Origin of the sequence: Agarivorans sp. OAG1, from assembly GCF_037076485.1 — a bacterium.
GTDB lineage: Bacteria > Pseudomonadota > Gammaproteobacteria > Enterobacterales > Celerinatantimonadaceae > Agarivorans > Agarivorans albus.
In genome coordinates, this window is the sequence record NZ_AP028990.1 from 4739345 (window position 1) to 4758240 (window position 18896).

Annotated in this window: 16 protein-coding genes; 7 read left to right on the forward strand and 9 right to left on the reverse strand. The window is 42.0% G+C overall.

Annotated features, from left to right (window positions below; translation table 11 throughout):
• Positions 1–16: 16 nt before the first annotated feature.
• From OAG1_RS21520 to OAG1_RS21530, 3 genes are read right to left on the reverse strand one after another with little or no spacing between them, the layout of a single operon-like run.
• Positions 17–1021, reverse strand: a complete 1005-nt coding sequence (locus OAG1_RS21520) for a cytochrome d ubiquinol oxidase subunit II (protein WP_338622866.1) — start codon at positions 1019–1021, stop codon at positions 17–19.
• Positions 1018–2409, reverse strand: coding sequence for a cytochrome ubiquinol oxidase subunit I (locus OAG1_RS21525; RefSeq protein ID WP_338622868.1), 1392 nt, complete (start codon positions 2407–2409; stop codon positions 1018–1020). Before OAG1_RS21525 ends, OAG1_RS21520 begins: the two co-directional genes overlap by 4 nt.
• A 30-nt stretch (positions 2410–2439) precedes the next feature.
• Entirely contained in the window at positions 2440–3000 is a 561-nt protein-coding gene (locus OAG1_RS21530) for a GbsR/MarR family transcriptional regulator (protein ID WP_338622870.1), read from the reverse strand.
• 583 nt (positions 3001–3583) lie between these two features.
• Between OAG1_RS21530 and OAG1_RS21535 the strand changes: the two genes are divergently transcribed.
• The 4 genes from OAG1_RS21535 to OAG1_RS21550 all read left to right on the forward strand — a co-directional run bounded on the left by OAG1_RS21535 (position 3584) and on the right by OAG1_RS21550 (position 8514).
• Positions 3584–4489, forward strand: coding sequence for a LysR family transcriptional regulator (locus OAG1_RS21535; RefSeq protein ID WP_338622872.1), 906 nt, complete (start codon positions 3584–3586; stop codon positions 4487–4489).
• A 306-nt stretch (positions 4490–4795) separates the two neighbouring features.
• The gene (locus tag OAG1_RS21540; RefSeq protein ID WP_338622874.1) at positions 4796–5521 is read left to right on the forward strand and encodes a hypothetical protein; all 726 of its coding nucleotides are present in this window, start codon (positions 4796–4798) and stop codon (positions 5519–5521) included.
• Between the two features lie 148 nt (positions 5522–5669).
• The gene (locus OAG1_RS21545; RefSeq protein WP_338622876.1) at positions 5670–6920 is read left to right on the forward strand and encodes a hypothetical protein; all 1251 of its coding nucleotides are present in this window, start codon (positions 5670–5672) and stop codon (positions 6918–6920) included.
• A gap of 379 nt (positions 6921–7299) precedes the next feature.
• Complete coding sequence (locus OAG1_RS21550; RefSeq protein WP_338622878.1) at positions 7300–8514, forward strand: hypothetical protein; 1215 nt, start codon at positions 7300–7302, stop codon at positions 8512–8514.
• 306 nt (positions 8515–8820) lie between these two features.
• On the opposite strand, the gene OAG1_RS21555 is transcribed toward OAG1_RS21550, so the two are convergent.
• On the reverse strand, positions 8821–9723 hold the full coding sequence (locus OAG1_RS21555; protein ID WP_338622880.1) for a transporter: 903 nt from the start codon (positions 9721–9723) through the stop codon (positions 8821–8823).
• 254 nt (positions 9724–9977) lie between these two features.
• Here OAG1_RS21555 and gltS point away from each other — a divergent pair, with 254 nt between their 5' ends.
• Positions 9978–11180 (forward strand): sodium/glutamate symporter, encoded by a 1203-nt coding sequence (gene gltS / locus OAG1_RS21560; RefSeq protein WP_338622882.1) that lies wholly within the window; start codon positions 9978–9980, stop codon positions 11178–11180.
• 234 nt (positions 11181–11414) lie between these two features.
• The gene (locus tag OAG1_RS21565) at positions 11415–12914 is read left to right on the forward strand and encodes a hypothetical protein (protein ID WP_338622884.1); all 1500 of its coding nucleotides are present in this window, start codon (positions 11415–11417) and stop codon (positions 12912–12914) included.
• Between the two features lie 73 nt (positions 12915–12987).
• On the opposite strand, the gene OAG1_RS21570 is transcribed toward OAG1_RS21565, so the two are convergent.
• From OAG1_RS21570 to OAG1_RS21590, 5 genes are all read right to left on the reverse strand, one after another.
• Positions 12988–13833 (reverse strand): DUF481 domain-containing protein, encoded by an 846-nt coding sequence (locus OAG1_RS21570; RefSeq protein WP_338622886.1) that lies wholly within the window; start codon positions 13831–13833, stop codon positions 12988–12990.
• 75 nt (positions 13834–13908) lie between these two features.
• Entirely contained in the window at positions 13909–14931 is a 1023-nt protein-coding gene (locus tag OAG1_RS21575) for an AraC family transcriptional regulator ligand-binding domain-containing protein (RefSeq protein WP_338622888.1), read from the reverse strand.
• 141 nt (positions 14932–15072) lie between these two features.
• Positions 15073–15495: a hypothetical protein gene (locus OAG1_RS21580; protein ID WP_338622890.1), complete on the reverse strand. Its 423-nt coding sequence runs from the start codon at positions 15493–15495 to the stop codon at positions 15073–15075.
• A 56-nt stretch (positions 15496–15551) separates the two neighbouring features.
• On the reverse strand, positions 15552–15920 hold the full coding sequence (locus tag OAG1_RS21585) for a hypothetical protein (protein ID WP_338622892.1): 369 nt from the start codon (positions 15918–15920) through the stop codon (positions 15552–15554).
• Between the two features lie 31 nt (positions 15921–15951).
• Positions 15952–17148: a patatin-like phospholipase family protein gene (locus tag OAG1_RS21590; RefSeq protein WP_338622894.1), complete on the reverse strand. Its 1197-nt coding sequence runs from the start codon at positions 17146–17148 to the stop codon at positions 15952–15954.
• Positions 17149–17612: 464 nt separating this feature from the next.
• On the opposite strand from OAG1_RS21590, the gene OAG1_RS21595 reads away from it, so the two are divergent.
• Complete coding sequence (locus OAG1_RS21595) at positions 17613–18710, forward strand: hypothetical protein (protein ID WP_338622896.1); 1098 nt, start codon at positions 17613–17615, stop codon at positions 18708–18710.
• Positions 18711–18896: the final 186 nt, after the last annotated feature.

Sequence of the window (18896 nt, forward strand, 5' to 3'; positions counted from 1 at the left end):
GGTATAACTGTAATGTTTAGTGGTAGTTCAACGAAGTCGCTTTACCTCTAAATACCCAGTAAGAAAAGGCGGTATACATGAGGATCACCGGCACAACAATCAGGGCGCCAATTAAAATCACTATCAGTGATTCTGGCGCAGATGCCGCCTCCCAAATATCCATTTGTCCAGGCACTACATCGGGGAAGAAGCTAAAGCCCAATGCGCTAAAACACAGCAAAAATATCAGCATAACTAAGCTAAATGGTACCCAGCAGTGGCGATCGTTTTCTTTAGGTAAACGCCCTAGCAAAAAGTCGTTAAACAAAAATGCTGCAAAACACAAAGCTGGGATCAGCAATACAAACATGACCAATGGGAAGTCAAACCAGCGATCAAATACACCAGGGTTAACTAAAGGGTTAACGATAGATACCGCAATCACCCCCATGAAACAAAAACGGCCAGTGGATTTTGTCCAAGCAACAGCACGTTGCTGTAAGCTGTTTTCGGTTTTCATTACTAACCAAGCTGCACCAATATAGCTATAAGCAGCTGTTACGCCTAGGCCACTGAGCAAACCAAATAAATGGGTGCTTATGCCACCCTCAAAACCCATTACATACAAACCTAACATGTAACCTTGAGCTAGGGTGGTGAGTATAGAACCTGCTTTAAAGGTTCTGTCCCAGGCTAACTTATGGTCCACTGCTGCTTTGGCTCTAAAGTCAAAAGCTACGCCACGCATAATAAGTCCGATCAGCATAATTGCGACCGGAATATACAGGTGGTAGAGCACGATGCTATGCGCTGCTGGAAAGGCAATGAGCATGATGCCAACTGCCAGTACTAACCAAGTTTCGTTGGCATCCCAAAAAGGGCCAATAGAGGCAATCATAGTATCGCGCTGTGCTTCGTCGGCTTCGCCCATTGGCAGCAAAATACCTACACCTAAATCGTAGCCATCTAAGATTGCGTAAACAAGAACCGAAAGTCCCATTAAGCCGATAAAAATAACCGGTAACCAGTAGGCGTCCATCATGCTTTAGCACTCCCTTCAACGTTGTCTTGTGGCTGATTAACATTGGTTAAGTTGCCGTCGGGTTTGGGTTCGTTGGTTTCAAACTCTTCTTCTTTAACTGCTTTACGTGCCATTAAGAAAACCGTGTGAATGTAGGCAACTAACAAGAAGCCATAAACGATTAGGTATAGCGCTAACGAAAATGCCACGTTTGAAGCGGGTAGGCTGGTTACAGCATCTTCGGTTCTTAGTACTCCGGTTACTAACCAGGGTTGGCGGCCTATTTCGGTTACATACCAGCCGGCAAGGGTGGCTACCCAACCCGAGAAGGTTGTACCTACTAATACTTTTAGCATCCAATTTGGCATTTTGCCTTTACGCACCATGTGGTAAGAGCCAAACCAACTTAGGGCTAACATAAGTAGACCCAAGCCCACCATTACCCGGAAACTCCAAAAAACAGGTGCTACTGGCGGGTGCTCGTTTTCAAATTCGTTTAAGCCTTTAAGCTCACCATCAAGTTCGTGAGTTAAAATTAAGCTCGCTAACTTTGGAATACCAATGGCAAACTTGTTGGTTTTAGTTTCTTCATCTGGCAATGCAAATAACAGTAATGGAGCGCCTTTTTCGGTTTCCCATATACCTTCAATGGCGGCAATTTTTGCAGGTTGATGTTCAAGAGTATTTAAGCCATGAAAATCACCCACTAAAGCCTGAGTTGGCGCTAGTATCGCTGCCACTATTAGGCTTACTTTTAAGGTAAGGCGCGGAGCTTTTTTAACGTCGCCTTTTAAAATTCGATAGGCTGAAATACCGGCGATAAAAAATGATGCAGTTAGGCCTGATGCTAACAACATATGAGTTAAGCGATAAGGAAATGACGGGTTAAATACAATTGCAAACCAATCGGTTGGATAAGCAACACCATCACGCATTTCAAAACCGGTTGGGGTTTGCATCCATGAGTCTAGCGCTAAAATCCAAAATGCCGACAAACTGGTACCAATCGCTACCAATATGGTTGCTAGGGTATGTACTTTGTTTGGAACGCGTTTAATGCCAAACAGCATAATGCCCAAGAAGGTGGCTTCTAAGAAAAAGGCGGTAAGCACCTCGTAACCCAGTAAAGGACCAGCAATATTACCCACGGTTTCCATGAAACCTGGCCAGTTAGTACCAAACTGGAATGACATGGTAATGCCACTTACAACACCAATCGCGAAGGAAAGCGCAAACACCTTTACCCAAAAACGATAGGCGCGCATCCATACCGGGTTACCGGTCATATCGTGGCGAACTTTAAAAAATACTAGGAACCAACACATCGCAATGGTGATGGTGGGAAACAGGATGTGAAAGCTGATATTAGCAGCAAACTGTATCCTTGAGAGCATTAGGGCATCAAGCATGGTTAAGCCTCGTTAAGGTTGATAATCTCATTAGCTGGCGGCAGATCCCTTGTTACCAACGATTTTGTCTTTTAACTCTAAAATTCTGCTAATACCTGAGCCCATCTTCATTAAACTCTGCAGTTTGTCTGGATTCATCGTATTAAGTGCGTATGACCATTGAGTGATTAACTCTAAGAGATCGTGGATCTCTTCCATTTTTTGCTGAGTAAACTGGTCGGCTTCGTTTTCTGGTTCATCCAATAAATTAGAACGTAGTAAAGAGAGGGTTGGGTCAACTTCGCGCTTACTGCGTTCTTCAAATACAGTTCTCGCCATATCCCAAATGGACCCGGCGGCAGTAAAAAATTCTCGGCGTTGACCTGCTTGGTGGCTTAGCTTTACTAAGCGCCAAGACTGTAATTCTTTTAAACCCATGCTGACGTTGCCGCGGCTAATGCCCAGCTGTTGCATAATTTGTTCGGCGTGCAAAGGCTCTTTGTTAATCACTAACAAAGCCAATATTTGACCAACCGTTCGGTTAAAACCCCAACGGCTGCCCATTTCGCCAAAATGAAGAACAAAAGCTTGGCTCTTCTCTGATAATTGCACGCGCTAAATCCTTTTATTGAACTTTCAGAAAACAGTGAAACTTTAATTGAAAATTGATTTAAGTCAATATTTTTAGCGATAATTGATGGAGAGTGAGGAAACTGTGAGGCAGATTTAGCTTAGTTTGAGAGTGGGTTTATCTGTTAATTGAAAACCTGATAATAGCTTTATGTTTGCTTGCTGTTTATCAGGTTTTGTTGGTCTTTATGTATATTTTAAGGGTGGCTTGGTAATAGTGAACACTTACTTATTAAGCTATTTTCCGATACAGAAAGTGAAGACGCCCATAAACACAGGTGTGGTTGCACACTTGGGGGACCGATTGGGGACCAAATTGATAAATGTGCTCTCAACCCAAGTGTACTTTCCTAATAGAATATAGTTATTTGTTCGCTATATGTCTTTCAAATCTTACCGTTAAAATGACTAACTGTTTAGCCCTGTATGCATTCAGTATGAACTCTACACTTAGCCATAATGCTGTTTGACTACCAGTTTTTTCTCCCCATACTATTGCGTATATTATTCTTAAATCGGCTGCAAATACTTAAATAAACAGCGCCGCATACATGAGGTTCAAGTATTGTTATCGTTATCGATTCAAACTCTAGAGTGCTTTATCGCTGCAGCAGAGACCGGCGCATTTAGTAAAGCTGCCCGAAAAATAGGAAAATCGTCATCCTCTGTCAGTCGCTGGATATGCGAATTAGAAGATGATCTTGGCTACTTATTGTTCGAAAGGAAAAGTAACGGACTTGTCGTAGTATTAAGCCCAAAAGGTGAGGCGCTGTTACCTAAGGCTAAAATTGCAATTGATTACATGCGAAAATTGGAAGACCTTGCCTATTCAATGCACGGAGACGGCTCTCCACTTGAATTAACGATTAGTTTTAGTGAGCTGATTGACGGTGAAGGCATTGCTGAAGTTATTCAAGATCTTAAAGCTACCTGGCCAACTCTCCAAATTGCGCTTAAAAATATTGACATGGTTCATGTTCAGTTGGCTATTGACAGTAACGATGTCGATTTTGCGTTAGGCGCAGCTGCCGACTCTTTTTATCCTAATATAGGCGGGGTTGTTGTAGGCGAAGAAAATATCAGTTTAATTGCTCACCCCGATAATCCATTATGCCAAGAACCTGAAGTGCAGCTAGACATGCTAATGTCTCAAACGGCTATATGGTCTTCCCCTTATGAAAAAGCTCTGCAAGATGAGAGAGCACTTTTCAATAGCTTAGATACAATAGAATGCGGTGAAGCGAGCACAGTAGTGTCATTAGTAAAAAAGAACTTAGGGGTTGCATTACTTCCTGAGTACATAACGCATTCCGCGAGTAAGTCAGGTGAAGTGGTAGCACTTAGCTATAACCAAAGAGAGATTATCCCTTCGTTCCCTATGATGTTGTACTATCGGATGGATTACCCACACCCTGAAGTGACCGAACAAGTTATTAGCACACTAAAGAGTTGGTTCGGTTATACCAAATAGCTTATTTTTTAGCTCTTTCGCCATTCGTAACTGAAAGGTTTCGTACTGCTGTAAAGCCCTACTTTTTTAGTACATTCACTAAATTCAAGTTAGCTACTTGTCAGTTTTGTTGCTGCCACTCTTACACTATTTACAGCTCCAACCTTAATAAAAATCTCATTTATCATTTCTATCTACACTAAACATTTCTCTTTTATTATCCCAATTATGGGATGATTCGAACTACGAGTTAGACAAATTTGAGTTTATCTTGGCCTCACTGAATAAGTTCTTTAAACAAAAATACGTCCAGTTGGAGGAAACATCATGAAAAACTCAATCATCATCGCAACACTAGCAACAAGCCTATTAAGCACTTCGTTACTTGCAGCTGAACAGGAGCAAAGACAAGAACAAGACATTAACTATGGTGACCCAACAGCAGCATATTCTACCGTTGGAGTTTCACGCGCTGCTGACTCGATGATGTTAAACCTACAAGTCAACAAAGGTAACAATATCTACCAAGTTGATTACGGCTTTAATGATAAAGCGCTAGGTGATGACAAAGGCCGCGAAGGCAACCAGAACTACCGAGCTCGTATGTTTCATGTAACTGATGAGGGTTTTGGTGTATCAGCGACTCTTTTGGGGTCACACAATGCAGACAAATCTGGTAGCGATACTGCTCTTGTTGGTGCTCTTTATCGTTACGAGGTATCTGACAACGTGATGATTTTCCCGATGCTAGATGTTGGTCGTCAGTTCAGTTACTCCACCAGTGATAATGGCGCTAAGACCCGTGAAGAGTCTACTATCGTCCAACCTGGTGTGTTCTTACTGTACGCATTCGACGATGGCCACTGGTTATCTGCTAACCCTCGTGTTCAGTACAACGCTCGTCATAATGATTGGGTTGCTTCTGCTGAAATTGGCGGTGGTTATATGATCAATGACCTGTTCTCTGTTGGTTTCCGTATCGACCATAACGAAGGCACAGACCGAGTTAAAGAAGATACTAAGTTTATGCTTCAAGCTAACTACTACTTTTAATCCAAACATTATTAGCGCTTTTAAAGCCCCGATATTTGCACACCTGTTATCGGGGTAAGCATAACCAGAATACTAGAAACACTTTTTGGGATGGCTAGATTCCTCTCAGGTAAGTGTTGGTTAAAGATAACGATATAGAGAAAAAACCATGAAAACTTCATTTTTAGCCGCAGCTCTAACAGCTGTAATCGCTCTTCCCAGCTTCGCAACATCAGATGTAAACATCGTGACAAGCCTAAATGGTGTCGAAGTTGTATTACAAGGTACGCAAGCAGAACCAAACAACGTTATTGTGCAAGCTGAATTACCAGTCATTGAGTTTGATGGATTAACCTTTAAAGGCGGTCAACAAATCGTTGCGGGTTACAATGACGCATTCGGTGCCACTTACTATCAGGATTTCGCCAAACGTTACAACGATGAAATTAAAGAAGAGTTCACCGCGGAAGAAATTAAAAAGGCAGTAGCTGTTAATAATGCCTTTATTGAAGACTTTCCACGCATGAAAGCTTTCATTGAAGGTATTGCTGACGCATCAGGCGCATCAGTAGAACACATCCTGCTTGCGTTCTGGGCTGAAGATGCTTTGTTTTCTAAATCGATGCTAAGCTTCGGTGATCAACTGTTTGATGGTAAAGATTTCACTCGTCATGGTGAAGACGACAAAATAAAAGGCTGTACTGCTGTTGGTTTTACTAACGGCATATTGGGTCAAAACATGGATTTACCCCTTAACATGTCTGGTGAGTCTGCAACCTGGAAAAGTGATGAGTTGATTGCAAGTGGTCCGTCTCCGTTTCATCCGGTTATGAGCATGTCTCGCAACATGGCATCTAACACCAATACCATTGACGCATTCTCAACGGTTGCTTTAGAAAACGGTATATCAATCGGTTTAATGTACATCACCGCCATCACTCACAATGTGAGTGTTGATGAAGCTGAAGTGATGATGTCTAAATACCAAATAGCTGGTGCGGCATCTACCACCTTAGCAGATAAAAAAGGCGGACTTAAAACCTTCGAATGGCACGCTAATGGTTTCAAGACCTTTGATCAAGAAGATGGTTACATTGTTCACACCAATCACCCTCGTGACCGTGAACAAGAATTAGCCGATGTGCTTTACGATGGGGATCTTTATGAATTCAACAAAGCGATGAAAGAGACGGTCTCTCGATATGAAGTTGCGTCAGCCTATGCTAAATACGATTTAGAACGCAGCGCTGGTTCAATTAAAGACCTGCTAACACAGCGCCCTATTTTGTTAGCACCTACTGCTGATAACTACTTCATTTCTTCAATGTCGAACGTGTCAGATATTAACGCAGGTTGTCAGTATGTTGCACCGTATCGCCCAGACCTAACTGGTTTCACAGAGGTTTGTTTCGACAAATAGTATTAACCGATTTCGTCCTAATCCCGAAAACAAAGGCACTCATTACGAGTGCCTTTTTCATAAATTTCTATCTAGAAAAATCTATAAGCTTTCCGCCTAAAGCTATCAGTATAAATTTGCTGATTGCGCAATATGTTCGTTGCTTATATAGGTCTTATTCAGCCCGCTCTCTCACTTAACGAGACGTAGTCATTTGAATTATCTGTCAGATCGAAAAACGACCAATATACATAAATCGTTCATTCGCTCTAAAATACTCTTCCTTCTTAAGTGTCCCAAAAATGGGATGATTCGAACTACGAGGTAAATAAATTTAGGTTTATCTTAGACCCAACGAATTAATCCTTTGAACAAAAATACGACCCGTTGGAGAATCACCATGAAAAAACTACCTATTACATTAATCCTTATGTCTACTTTAGGACTTTCTGTACAAGCAGCCGAATTGCCTTATCAACAGCAATATGCTGACCAAATGGGAGCAGAAGCTCCACACAAAACAGATCTTACTGATGCTACGCCAAATGCAGAAGGCGGAGCGGTTTATGCTAATCGTAACTTCTCTGAGTTTTCTGTTGTATCGTGGAACTTCGCACCTTCGTCAACTCCGTTAATTTTTAATGAGAGCATTACGCCACTCAATAATGACGAAGTCTTGCACTTAGAAGGTACCAATACTGACGGTTACATTGTTGTGAAAGACGGCACCATTGTTAAAGAGTATTATGCCAAAGGCATGTATAAAACCACCAAGCACGCAGTGTACTCTGTAGGTAAATCATATACTTCTGCAACCTGGCACAATCAATTGTTGCCTGTAATGGACAAAACAGTCAGTCAAATAATTCCTGAACTTGCAGACTCTATTTACAAAGACATTACGGTTCGAGATGTTTCTGATATGCGCACTCCAACTTATTGGGCGGAAGATTTTGGCGATCCAAACAGCCCTGTAGTGCTCTCTGGTTCTGCGACAGGCTGGGATTTTAAAGATGCCCAGTATGAACAAATTAGCTTTTTAAATTCATTAACTCGTAATCCTGAATTAGCTGATGGCGATTGGTATTACGTTAGCCCTAACACACTGTTGCTCGATAATATGGGCTCAGAACTTAGTGGTAAACATGCTTATGAAGGCATGAAGGCCTTCTATGACAAACTGGGCTTTGAGTATATATCTAATACCGTTGCCAACTTACATGGACAAGTTTCAGCTGACGGTGGTCAATCTTACACTTTAAGAGACTTTGTAAAGTTACCTCATGCCATGGCTGCTGACGGTATTGTTAATGGTAAAGAAGCCATCTCTCAAACATATATTGACGACGTATTTACCTCTAATCCAGAAAAAACAGCTGCATTTAAGAACAGTGCTTATGGCAGTGCACTGCCAATGCTTAAGTTCTACAGCAACCAGTGGTATGTCGTTGATGAAGACATTGCTATTGGCATGGGCTCTTTTGGTCAATTCATCGCCTTTAATAAAGCAACAAACGTGGCAATTGCTAAGTTTTCCACCTACAAAATAGGTCAAGACTTTGAGACTGCAGCTAAAGATATCACTTGGCTAATCGAACAGGTTAAGAGCTACTAAGCTTCGCTACAAAATAATACACCTTAGTTTGACAATACGTGGCTAACTGACGTAGCCGCGTATTTTTTATTGCAAACACTTGCTCAGCCTCTAAATATCAGCTCATTTTGGCTGAGGCAAGCATAACCTTAGCGTCATCAGGTTCTCGCCTACATGCAGATTGAATGATTGGGTCTTGAGGTGGTTTGATCTTTGATATCAAGTTGCTGTTGAAAGTAGTTAACAAAACTGGCTGAGCGCTTTGTACTATCTTTAAAATCATTCTTGCTACTTGTGGTGTCGATGCAACAGCTTATACATATTTGATTAAAATAGGCCTTTGGGGGAGTAAGTAATGTTAAATGACAACACATCTCCTTCTAGGCGAGATTCTGCTGCATATTCTTTCATGTAATTTAGGGAAAAGTTCCAGTGTGGATCAAGCCAGTAACCTACTTGTAAGCCTAGTGCGTGAACCTGTGATTTTTCACCAAGTGATGTTCCGAGTAAGCGATTTAGTTGCTCATGTTTGTGACTGAGTTGGTCGCCTTGAACCTGCCATTGGCTATAACCTTTTATACCTATCTCAAGTTGTTGGGTAAGGTATTGGCTGTAGCCGTATTCTATGGTGAGGTGATCGCCAGGTGTTACTCCGGTACTGTCTACATCACCGTGAAACTCATAAGTGCTCGCTAACATTACAGCGCCTGCTTGCTCCATTACATAGTAATACCCAGATAGTTGCAGCTGGGTAGTCACCATGCCTAGACCGAGATCTTTATCGGCAGTAGGTAAATAGAAGCCAAGACCAAAATTGACATCGTATTTTGGATTAAGCCAGCCGAGCCACAATGGCTGAATGAAGGTGTCGCCAAGTCCGTAAGATTCCTCACCTGCCACATTTGCAGCAGCGAGCGAAGGATTTAGGTAAAAGCTATAGCGAGCACCAAGCAACTCTTTATCAGTTACCCACATCAGCAAGGGCGAGATAGCAGATGCTTGGTATTTATTATCTAGTGCAATGGTGTTGCCATTTGGATCGGTGTAATTACCGCTGCTGTAGTAAACATTGTACTGTTCGTAAATAAAGCCACTTTGATTAGGCATAGTCATATCTCGAATATTAGCTGCGCCGGGGGTGTAATGCCCCGCACCCAGTAATCCATCGGCAAATAAGGGCTGACTAAGACTTAATAAAGTTATGCTAAGGATCGCTTGTTGCTTTTTCATTTCTAGTTTCTCAATCAATGTCGGGTTGAATTGAATGAGAATGTAAGCCGAGTCGGATGGTGCTTAGATAAATTGGAGCGAATCTATCCGATAAGTCATTCCTAGAGCGTAATTGCTCTAATCATCACTAAGTTTGTTTATTTCTCCTTAGATTATTCTCGCTGCACCAGCAGTTTGTATTCAGCCAGCTCACGAGAATTCGTCACTCGAACCTAGTTGGTTTTCACTCATATCTAGAAACTAGAGGCACAATTATGGAACCCATAGTCATAGGGAGCTTTTTCTCTTTTACCTTAGCGATTTTTTTGTTGTTTGTTGGCAAGTGGGCATTGTCTAAAAGCGTAATGCTTAGGAACTACAGTATCCCTGAGCCGGTAATTGGTGGCTTTATGAGTGCCGTTGCAGTGGCACTTATTTATGCAACGTTGGGAAGTAAAGTGACTTTTGATGTCGCTCAGATTAGAAACATTTTGTTGCTGTATTTCTTCGCAGCAATGGGCTTGAACGCCGACGTGAAATCTCTATTAAAAGGAGGGAAACCTTTATTTTTATTGGTGATTTTAGCCACTGTGTACATGATTTTGCAAAATGCACTAGGTATGGGAGTTGCCAGCGCTTTTGGAATGGACCCGCGCGCTGGGTTGATGTCTGGATCCGTATCCTTAATAGGTGGAGTAGGAACCACTTTAGCTTGGGGGCCTACATTTGTAGAAGAGTTAGGCATCGCAAATGCTGTTGAGCTTGGAATAGCGAGTAACACCGTTGGGCTTATTTTTGCCTGTGTCATCGGCGGTCCTATAGCAAAATACTTAATGAACCGGCATTTAATTGTTGGAAGTGAAGAAAGCACGCTGGATGTTGGTCATTCTTATGCCCAACAGTCCGAGTCGATTGATAGTTACAGCTTGCTCTATTCTTGGATGCGCCTAAATCTTGCTCTTATGCTGGGTCATGGAATTAATGAGCTGCTTACGATGGTAAACATTGAGTTGCCTCTTTTTGTATCCTGTCTGCTAGCAGGGATTTTGATCGGTAATCGCTTTTATAAATTGCTCCCTAAACAGCATGTTCAAGGTAGTGACCGAGGGCTGTCACTTATTTCCGATATCTGCCTTGGTTTGTTTATTGTTATGGCACTGATGGATCTAAAAGTGTGGGAGTTACTAGGGCTTGTCAAGTATCTGTCAGTAGTTATGAGTTTACAGATCATTATGTCAATTTTGTTTTCAGTATTGGTGGTTTACCGTTTAATGGGGCGTAATTATGAGGCAACTGTGATTTGTTCGGGCTTCAGTGGTATTACACTCGGCTCCACTGCAACAGCTATTGCCAATATGACTGCGGTGACTAAACAACATGGTGCCGCACATAACGCCTTTATTGTTGTGCCACTCGTTTGCGGTTTCTTTGTTGATATTATTAACGCCATTGTAATTAACCAGCTTATTTCTCTTTAGTTCTTTATATTTTGAGCACCGCTAATGTTGAGCTTAGCGGTGTTTTTTATATTACGAAATTAGTAAACCCTCCTATCGACTGAAGCGGTGATCGACTATTTACATCTCAAATATCGCCTTTGTTATGTCATTACTCCGAATCTCCATTAACACCTACTACTTCAATTAAATTGACCTCATCGCAAACACGCAGCACTGCTTAAAGTGCACCACACGTTTATCTAGGGTCAAATAATGAACTTTTTTCAGCGCGCTCTTCCAAAAAAAACTTTGCCACTATTGGCTATTGCCGCAACCACTCTTACCACTGCTGGGTGCAGTAATTCGGAATTACTGAGTAGTGAACAAAAAGCCCAAGCAATTGATGAAATCAAAGTTGCTAGCCAACAAACTATTGAAGAGCTGGTTGAGAAAAAACCAGACATAGCCAATGAACTCGAACGAGCCAGAGGATACATGGTTGCAGAAGTATCGAGCACTAAAGTGCCTTTAGTGGGCAAAGCTAAAGGTACCGGTGCGATTTATGATAATGCAACAAACAGTATTACCTATGTTGATTTAGAGCGAGAAGATATTGGAGTTGGCTTGGGGCACAGCGAATACAAAATCGTTTCAGTTTTTGAAGATGAAGAAAGCATAGAAGTATTTAGGCGCGGAGTTAGTAGCGCCAAAGTTACAGGTGATTGGAAGTTTACAGAAGGCAACTTGTCATCCTTTGATGTCAAAACCAAAGGTAAAACCGTGCCGACTTACACCCTAAACAAAAATGGTGGAAAGGCTTCGTTAGCGGCAAGTTTTGTAGATATAAATAAGAACGAAGAGCTTACCGATACTGGCATTACAAATACTTTAACCCCTATGAAAGACAAAGCGAAAGACAAAGTATCTCCACCTAAGCACTGGGACCGAGCCCTACCTTTTTTCGGACAACGTGTGATTGAGCTGGGCCATGACTTACCACGCCCTATCGGGATTAGTTTTATTTATGCCTCTACTTCGCAAAACATGGAGCTTTATGACCTTTCAGTAAGAAATAAAGAGGGGGAATATGTGCCGATAGAATTTGTTCCGTTTGAAGACAATACCAATGAAAGTTATACCCCACAGATTAAGTTAGATGCCTGGGTTTTTCCTTTCATGAATGTATTTGGCTCCGTGGGTAAAGTATCGGGAGATGCCAATGTAAATTTCAGCCTAAATGGTGATGACTTGTTAAGCCAGCTGGGAATTGAATGTGATACTGCGCGTGGTCAAGATCGCCGTCGCTGCGACCGCTGGGAAGGTAACAATACCGATACCTATAACGTTAATGTAAGTATGGAAGGTGTGAGTTATACCTTAGGTACTGTATTAGCTGCGGGATGGAGCAATTATTTTGTCTCAGTTCCGATTTCATTTACCAAAATGACTATGGATAACCGTAGTATTGATGGCAATGTAATTGCTATATCTCCGCGTGTAGGCAAGGTTTTTCCATTCCAAAACGGTACTAGCTTAGCTGTGTATGCAGGTGCGAGCTATATGGACAATGAAGTTCATATTACGGGGCATCAGAAAGTTCCTGGGTCTGACGAAGGAATTGATTACCAAATATCTCAACGAACTGATGATCTATGGGAACCACTAATTGGTGCAAACTACAATTTTGATCAAAAGTGGTCAGCCTTCGTCGAGTGGACTGGCACCAATGAAGGGCGAAAACAGTTTACCGGAGGAATTAATCGTCGTTTCTAATACTTAGCACTGACTAATACAGTTGGCCATTTGGAATATTGGCCAATTGTTTAGAAACGAGATTTAAGGGCTTTTAGAATGCGTAGGTGAGCTCTAAGGCAGGCCCTTGTACTGCATAACGAATATTCCAATCCGTGTCACTGTCGGCTAAATCAACGTTAACTCGGTAGTATTTGTAGCTCAAGTAAGTCCAAAATTGTTCATTAAAGTTATATACAAACCCAGCATTGAGATCGACTAAGTCACCCTTAACGTCGTTAATTTCTAGAAAAAAGTATTGGGCAAAGCTTTTGAACTTCCAGTTATCGCTCAGCTGATACTTAAGTGAAAGGCCTAGATCTGGCAAGGGGGCCGCAACACTATTCATTTTGTAGCCATCTGCAAACTCTAAGGAGCTTTGGCAGTTATTGTCTACACATACTTCAAGCTCACCCTGCATTTCTAGCTTCAAGCGGGTAAGATGCAAACCAAATGTTGCTCCTAACTCCCAATTGTTGTTTTGGTAAAAGTTGTAACCATAACCAATGCGCGATATATCGAGATCCAAGCGGGTAGATATAGTACTTCCAGCCTTTACTAGATAGCGTTGCCCTGAACCAAAATCGAAATCGAATGGTCCGCGTACTTTTTCTCTAGTGCCGCTGCGATGTATGCTGCGCCAATCAAAAAATACTGCATGGCGATCATTAAACCAGTATTGAATCTCTAGGTAGGGAAGAATTACGGTTTCTTTTAGGTCAAGGTCGCTTTCGAAATCTAGGTTGAAGTGTTTATCGTGCTCAGTTGATTGAACTTCAAAACCAGAGTCTGTTTGCGAATAAAAACCACCGAGAGAAACTAGAAATTGCCCAGCAAAAGCATGACTGGGTAGGTAAAGTAAAATAGCTACAAAAAGAGTCGTGTTGGGGCGAGTCAGCATGATGTCCTTGTCATTCGGTATTGTTTATTTAAACCTATGGCTTCAACAGTCCCTATTGAAAGCCTAAAAGTGTTGTTATAAAAAATCTTCCAAATGTTGAGTATATTGCCTAGGTGTTTGCTGGTGAGCTTTTTTAAAGGCTTTACTAAAACTTTGCGGATTACTAAAACCAAGTTCACTTGCAATATCTTGTTCGCTATGGCCCCTAAGCAGCATTTCTGGTGCGAGGTTAAACAATAGCTGGTATTTAACAAGTTCAGAGAAGCTCAGTTGTTCCTTTTGTAGCTTTCTCTGCAGAGTTAACGGAGATATCATCAAAATATCAGCTATAAACTCGAGTTTGGGGTAACCAAAGGCGCGGGCGTAATTGATAAGCTCATAGGCGCAGCGCGCAAAGTCGGTTTCTTCTGGCAGATCTATATAATCTAATGAGAAGACCTGATTTGAGCGCTGGGATTTTAGAAAAGCTGGATTGATGGGAATGCAATGCTGTAGCTTCTCAGAGGGGAAATGTACTTCGGTTTGCTTGCTGTTCCAAGCAATATTACAACCAAAAATTGACTCCATTTCACCTTCTTCTCCTAGGCGAGAGCCTGGAAGCTGCAGGGTATCTGGCGCATAGTCGGCACCTAAGTAGCTGCGCAGCAGATGGATAAATAGCCAAGCGGCTACAATTCCATCTAGTAGTCGTTCAGACACCACCGGAATTTGGGTGTTATAACACCATCTGGTTTGTGTGTGGCCTATGGTTGTTCTGACTTTGCAGCCTGTTTGAATAATTCGAGCAAGAGCGGTCATTCGTCTCACCGCAGTAAATAAGGTAGGGGTTGACTGGGTGATGGCACGAAGTGGAGGAAAGTGCTGCAACTTTATATTGGCACTGGCTCTAGCAACAAACAGTGGATCATCAATGCTCTGTTCAAGTACCCCAAAATAACGGGTCATTTCACTTAATGGCATGGGGCGCATGGGGTCGATAAACAGGCTTTGGGGTAAGTTAACTTGTTGAAAAAAATTACCATAACGTTCTTCAACAGCCAGTAAGAACATATTGAATATTCCACTGCGACCAAATGCAATTGACGCTTCCTTTGCCATAGTGCTTTCCTTTTAGGCTACAACAACGATGTTACAGGGGGGGCTATAAATTTTGAAGTTATAAATACAAGTAACTCTAGAACTTATTGGCTAGCGGAAAATTAAGATAAAATTGGGCAACTCCATTGCCCATAATATGCTCTAGTTAAGAGCAGTATAACCTTGATTTTGCATGCAGTTTCGCATTACGGTTTGTAGGTTTTGAGCATTTTTCTCCTCTATATCTTTACTTTGTTTGCGGGCTGATAGCCTTCCTCCTACCACCCCCGCAGCTGCGCCTACTTTAGCGCCATCAGAGCCAGAGCCACCACTAATCGCGCCAACGGCGGCTCCTGCTAAAGCGCCTTTGGCTGCGCCTCTTGCACCCGAGCCGCGTTTGTCAGTAGTTTGCTGTTGCGAGCTTTGGGCGGCAGCTTGGCACTGGCTCAAATCGTAATGAACTTGCGATGCTTCCTGCTCGTTATAACTAAATATAAGCCCTGTAATTGGTTCAGAAATTGTTCCGCTACTGGCTAATGCTACAAATGACAAAGCCGAGCAAGCGATAGTAAGCATGTATTTCATTGGTTCTCCTTATAGAGTTAAGCTACTTTGTATTGAAGTAGTCATAGAGTTAAAGGCTAGGTCTCGGTTTTTTCGTTGAATTGAAGCTGCTCTATTTGCTTAAGTAACAGTGCTATGTGCTCTTCATGAACGTTCTCAACAAGCTGTTTAAATAAATTGACAAAACGTTCTATTACTAGCGCTTGTTGCTGTCGGTTTGGATTTCTATACTCGGCAGAATAATCACTAGCTGCTGGGCTTAGTGTTCGTTCTATGTAGAGTTTTAACTGGTAGTAATCGCATAAAACTAAGTTTGGCAGCTCACGAACCGGATGGAGTTCACTAAGCACCGCACTTACTCGCTCTAGGCGACTATAGAAACTCCCGTCACCACACAATATATGTAACGCGCTGGTAAATGTTTCTCGACTCTTTTGGTATTGCATTCGCAACTCTCCTTTAGGGTTAAAGTTTGCGTTAAGGTTTACGGGTAACTAAGTCAACGGTAAGAGTGTCAAACTCTGGCGGGCGTTTTTCCCACAATGCGCCTTGCGCCATTTTGTTGTATCCGTAATCAAATAGTTTGCGCATGTGTTCTTGGTCAAATTGTTTTTTTGATTGCTTTTTAGCGGTGAAATCTGTGTCGATATGGGCAAAGTTGAAGTCAATATCTGCTTGGGTTGCTTGGTCATAAATCCGCATTACGTCACTACGGCCTTGGTACTTAATAATGGTGTTTAAGGAGCGCGCAGATACTTCTACAACTGCAGGAGATAGGTCTTTCCACTGTGGTAAAAACTCTCCATTACGTATTACATAAAGGTTTCTCTCTTTACTTAGCGCACTGTTTTTCAAGGAGCTAGCCGAAATGGTGTCGGGTAAGAAGAAAACCTGTCGAGCTACACCGCCATCAACGTGTAATTCTTGATAATCAATATGGTTATGTTTTACATCTATTTGTACTGCTGGCATTGCGCCAGGTATTGCGGTTGAGGCAAGAATAATATTTTCAAATAGTTGCTCTGATTCTTCATTATTTTGAGCTGCTATAGCTCCCATATTCCACACCGAAAAGCGTTGGCTTTCTAAATGGGTGGTTCCTACTAATAGCAAGCGGCCGTTATTGTGCCCTTCGGCAACCATGCTTAAGAGATCGGGGGTGATGGTGTCTCTAACCATTTTTTCGTAGGGGCTAATGTTGAACATTGACATACTGCGTAATGCTGCCAATAAACCCTTTGATTGGAACAAATCTCCGTCGCTGTAGTTGGTATAGAAGTCGACAACGTAGTCGTCATACTCTTCTCCAAGGAAGGCAAATATAGCTAAGATGGCGCCGGTACTAATCCCTGTGACCATGTCAAATTCTGGACGAACGCCTGTTTCTGTCCATGCTGCAAGAATTCCGGCACCAAAAGCGCCGTTAGCACCACCGCCAGATAGAGCCAAAATATCTAGTGAGTTTTGTTCATTTTGATTTTTTACCTGGGCATTGATTACTTGCTCCAAGTATTCATAACTGAAGTTAAGTTCATTGCCCCAGTAGCGGGTGTTATCAACCCCAATAGGCTTTGCTTGCATCGCGTGGTCTTCGGCAATAGCGTTGTGTTCTGGTACGCTACTGCAACCAGTCATCACAAGCGCTAGCGTTGTACTTAATAGTAATCTTTTCATCTTCTAAGCCTGCTTGCTCGTTAGTTTGTTGTTTGGTTTCTTGGCCCTTAGCCTCAAGTTAACTCGGTCATTGCCAGTAAATTTGTTTGCTTGGTTGAAGCGGGTTGAGTGCTACTTTGTTCTACTTTTCTAAGCCGATGAGGTGAAACGAAACACTTAACCTAAATCCAGATTAGCCCTGTGTTCATTAAGAAGGTGGCATTGGATAAATCACTACATGTTTTGTGGCTGGAAGATAGCTTTGGTTAGTTACGTTGCTCCTAAGACAATCAAGTAAATTTTTCAATAGACTCGCCAACTAGTTGGTGAGTTGTTTTGTCGTAGAAAGCATGCATCTATATGAGTTAAAAAAAGCCAGCTTTACTCTATTTGCCTTGAGCTTATCGGTGAATCTATAAGCTACCCGTAAATAGAATGACCCACCCAGCTGATCGGTTGGGGGGCTTAGACAAGGTTGGAAAATAATGAACAACTTTATATTGGGTAACACCACTAAAAATAGAAGCGCTAAACCTAAGCTTAAGGAACGTATAGTTAAAAAAGGACTGCTGTTAACGACAGTTTTTGCTGCTAGCACGGCTTTTCCTTCACAGGCTGAAGATTTAGAGCTTCACCCGGTTTATCAGCGTAATAGTTATTTTTCCTTAACTGGCGGTTCTGGTGTTACACACATTGATCACGCAGAAAACTCTGAACAGAAAAAGCAACAGTTTCGCTCTTTCGATGTGCGGTTTGGCCAATATATTACTGATAGTCTGCGAGTGGATTTTGTTCATGCAAACGAGGGACACCCCTATAACCATCATCGCGATGGATTTGCTGTTCAGGCTACTTACACAAAGGCATTTACAAATAAATTTAGGTTGGAATTAGGAGCTGGACCTTACGCGTCATTCGACACAACTGTCGACCAGAATGGGACTGAGCTAAATGAAAAGCGTATGGGAGTAATGAATAGTGCAGCATTTGTATACTCTTTTAACCATTTAGGTAGTGGTGCCCATTTAAGGTTGCAATGGAATAATTACCTTATGTCTGCGAGACCTAATGGTAACTCTGTTTTGGTGGGCTTTGGTGTTGATTTCGATAATCAAACCAATCAAGCAAAGGTTGCTAGTGACTCTTTATTTAATGAGGTGTGGTTATCTTGGGCGCACACTAAAATTAACCATGGTGGGCCCGACACAACCAGTGGTTACAGTATTGAAGCGGCTCACCGTTTCTCTAACAATCTTGCATTGTCTGTGGGGTGGTTGGATGAAGGAGGGGATAATGGGAGTACCGATAGGCAAGGTATCACGGCGCAATTCTGGAGTTTTGTTCCTTTAGGTAACCATTTGGAAGGACGCTTTGGTCTAGGTCCTTATTTTGCTCAAGATAAATATGAGCACTCCAGCGCTATTGATATCAAAGGGGTGTTTACTATTGGCTTAAATTACTACCCACATTGGGTGGAAGAACAAAAGCTGTTTCTTGCAGGGAGTTTAACACGCGTAGTGGACCGAAATGGCTATGAAGATGATGCCGATGTTGCGAGATTGACCCTCGGTTATAAGTTCTGACTTAATGATTATTTTAGCTTTTAAAAGGCCTCATTAGTGAAGCCTTTTTTTTGCCTTTAATTTTTACGAATTGTTTTTGTAGTAACTAAATGTGCCTTATTTGGTCTGTTATGACCTCTAAGTTTGATTTAAATAGCTTACGCTGAGCTTTGGTATTTTTCATTTATATACTCAATTGCAGCACTA

Coding starts and splice junctions, on each gene's coding strand:
- OAG1_RS21590 (WP_338622894.1), bottom strand. CDS start 17,148: ATGAAAAGATTACTATTAAGTACAACGCTAGCGCTTGTGATGACTGGT.
- OAG1_RS21565 (WP_338622884.1), top strand. CDS start 11,415: ATGAACTTTTTTCAGCGCGCTCTTCCAAAAAAAACTTTGCCACTATTG.
- OAG1_RS21575 (WP_338622888.1), bottom strand. CDS start 14,931: ATGGCAAAGGAAGCGTCAATTGCATTTGGTCGCAGTGGAATATTCAAT.
- OAG1_RS21550 (WP_338622878.1), top strand. CDS start 7,300: ATGAAAAAACTACCTATTACATTAATCCTTATGTCTACTTTAGGACTT.
- gltS (WP_338622882.1), top strand. CDS start 9,978: ATGGAACCCATAGTCATAGGGAGCTTTTTCTCTTTTACCTTAGCGATT.
- OAG1_RS21520 (WP_338622866.1), bottom strand. CDS start 1,021: ATGATGGACGCCTACTGGTTACCGGTTATTTTTATCGGCTTAATGGGA.
- OAG1_RS21540 (WP_338622874.1), top strand. CDS start 4,796: ATGAAAAACTCAATCATCATCGCAACACTAGCAACAAGCCTATTAAGC.
- OAG1_RS21570 (WP_338622886.1), bottom strand. CDS start 13,833: ATGCTGACTCGCCCCAACACGACTCTTTTTGTAGCTATTTTACTTTAC.
- OAG1_RS21580 (WP_338622890.1), bottom strand. CDS start 15,495: ATGAAATACATGCTTACTATCGCTTGCTCGGCTTTGTCATTTGTAGCA.
- OAG1_RS21555 (WP_338622880.1), bottom strand. CDS start 9,723: ATGAAAAAGCAACAAGCGATCCTTAGCATAACTTTATTAAGTCTTAGT.
- OAG1_RS21545 (WP_338622876.1), top strand. CDS start 5,670: ATGAAAACTTCATTTTTAGCCGCAGCTCTAACAGCTGTAATCGCTCTT.
- OAG1_RS21585 (WP_338622892.1), bottom strand. CDS start 15,920: ATGCAATACCAAAAGAGTCGAGAAACATTTACCAGCGCGTTACATATA.
- OAG1_RS21525 (WP_338622868.1), bottom strand. CDS start 2,409: ATGCTTGATGCCCTAATGCTCTCAAGGATACAGTTTGCTGCTAATATC.
- OAG1_RS21595 (WP_338622896.1), top strand. CDS start 17,613: ATGAACAACTTTATATTGGGTAACACCACTAAAAATAGAAGCGCTAAA.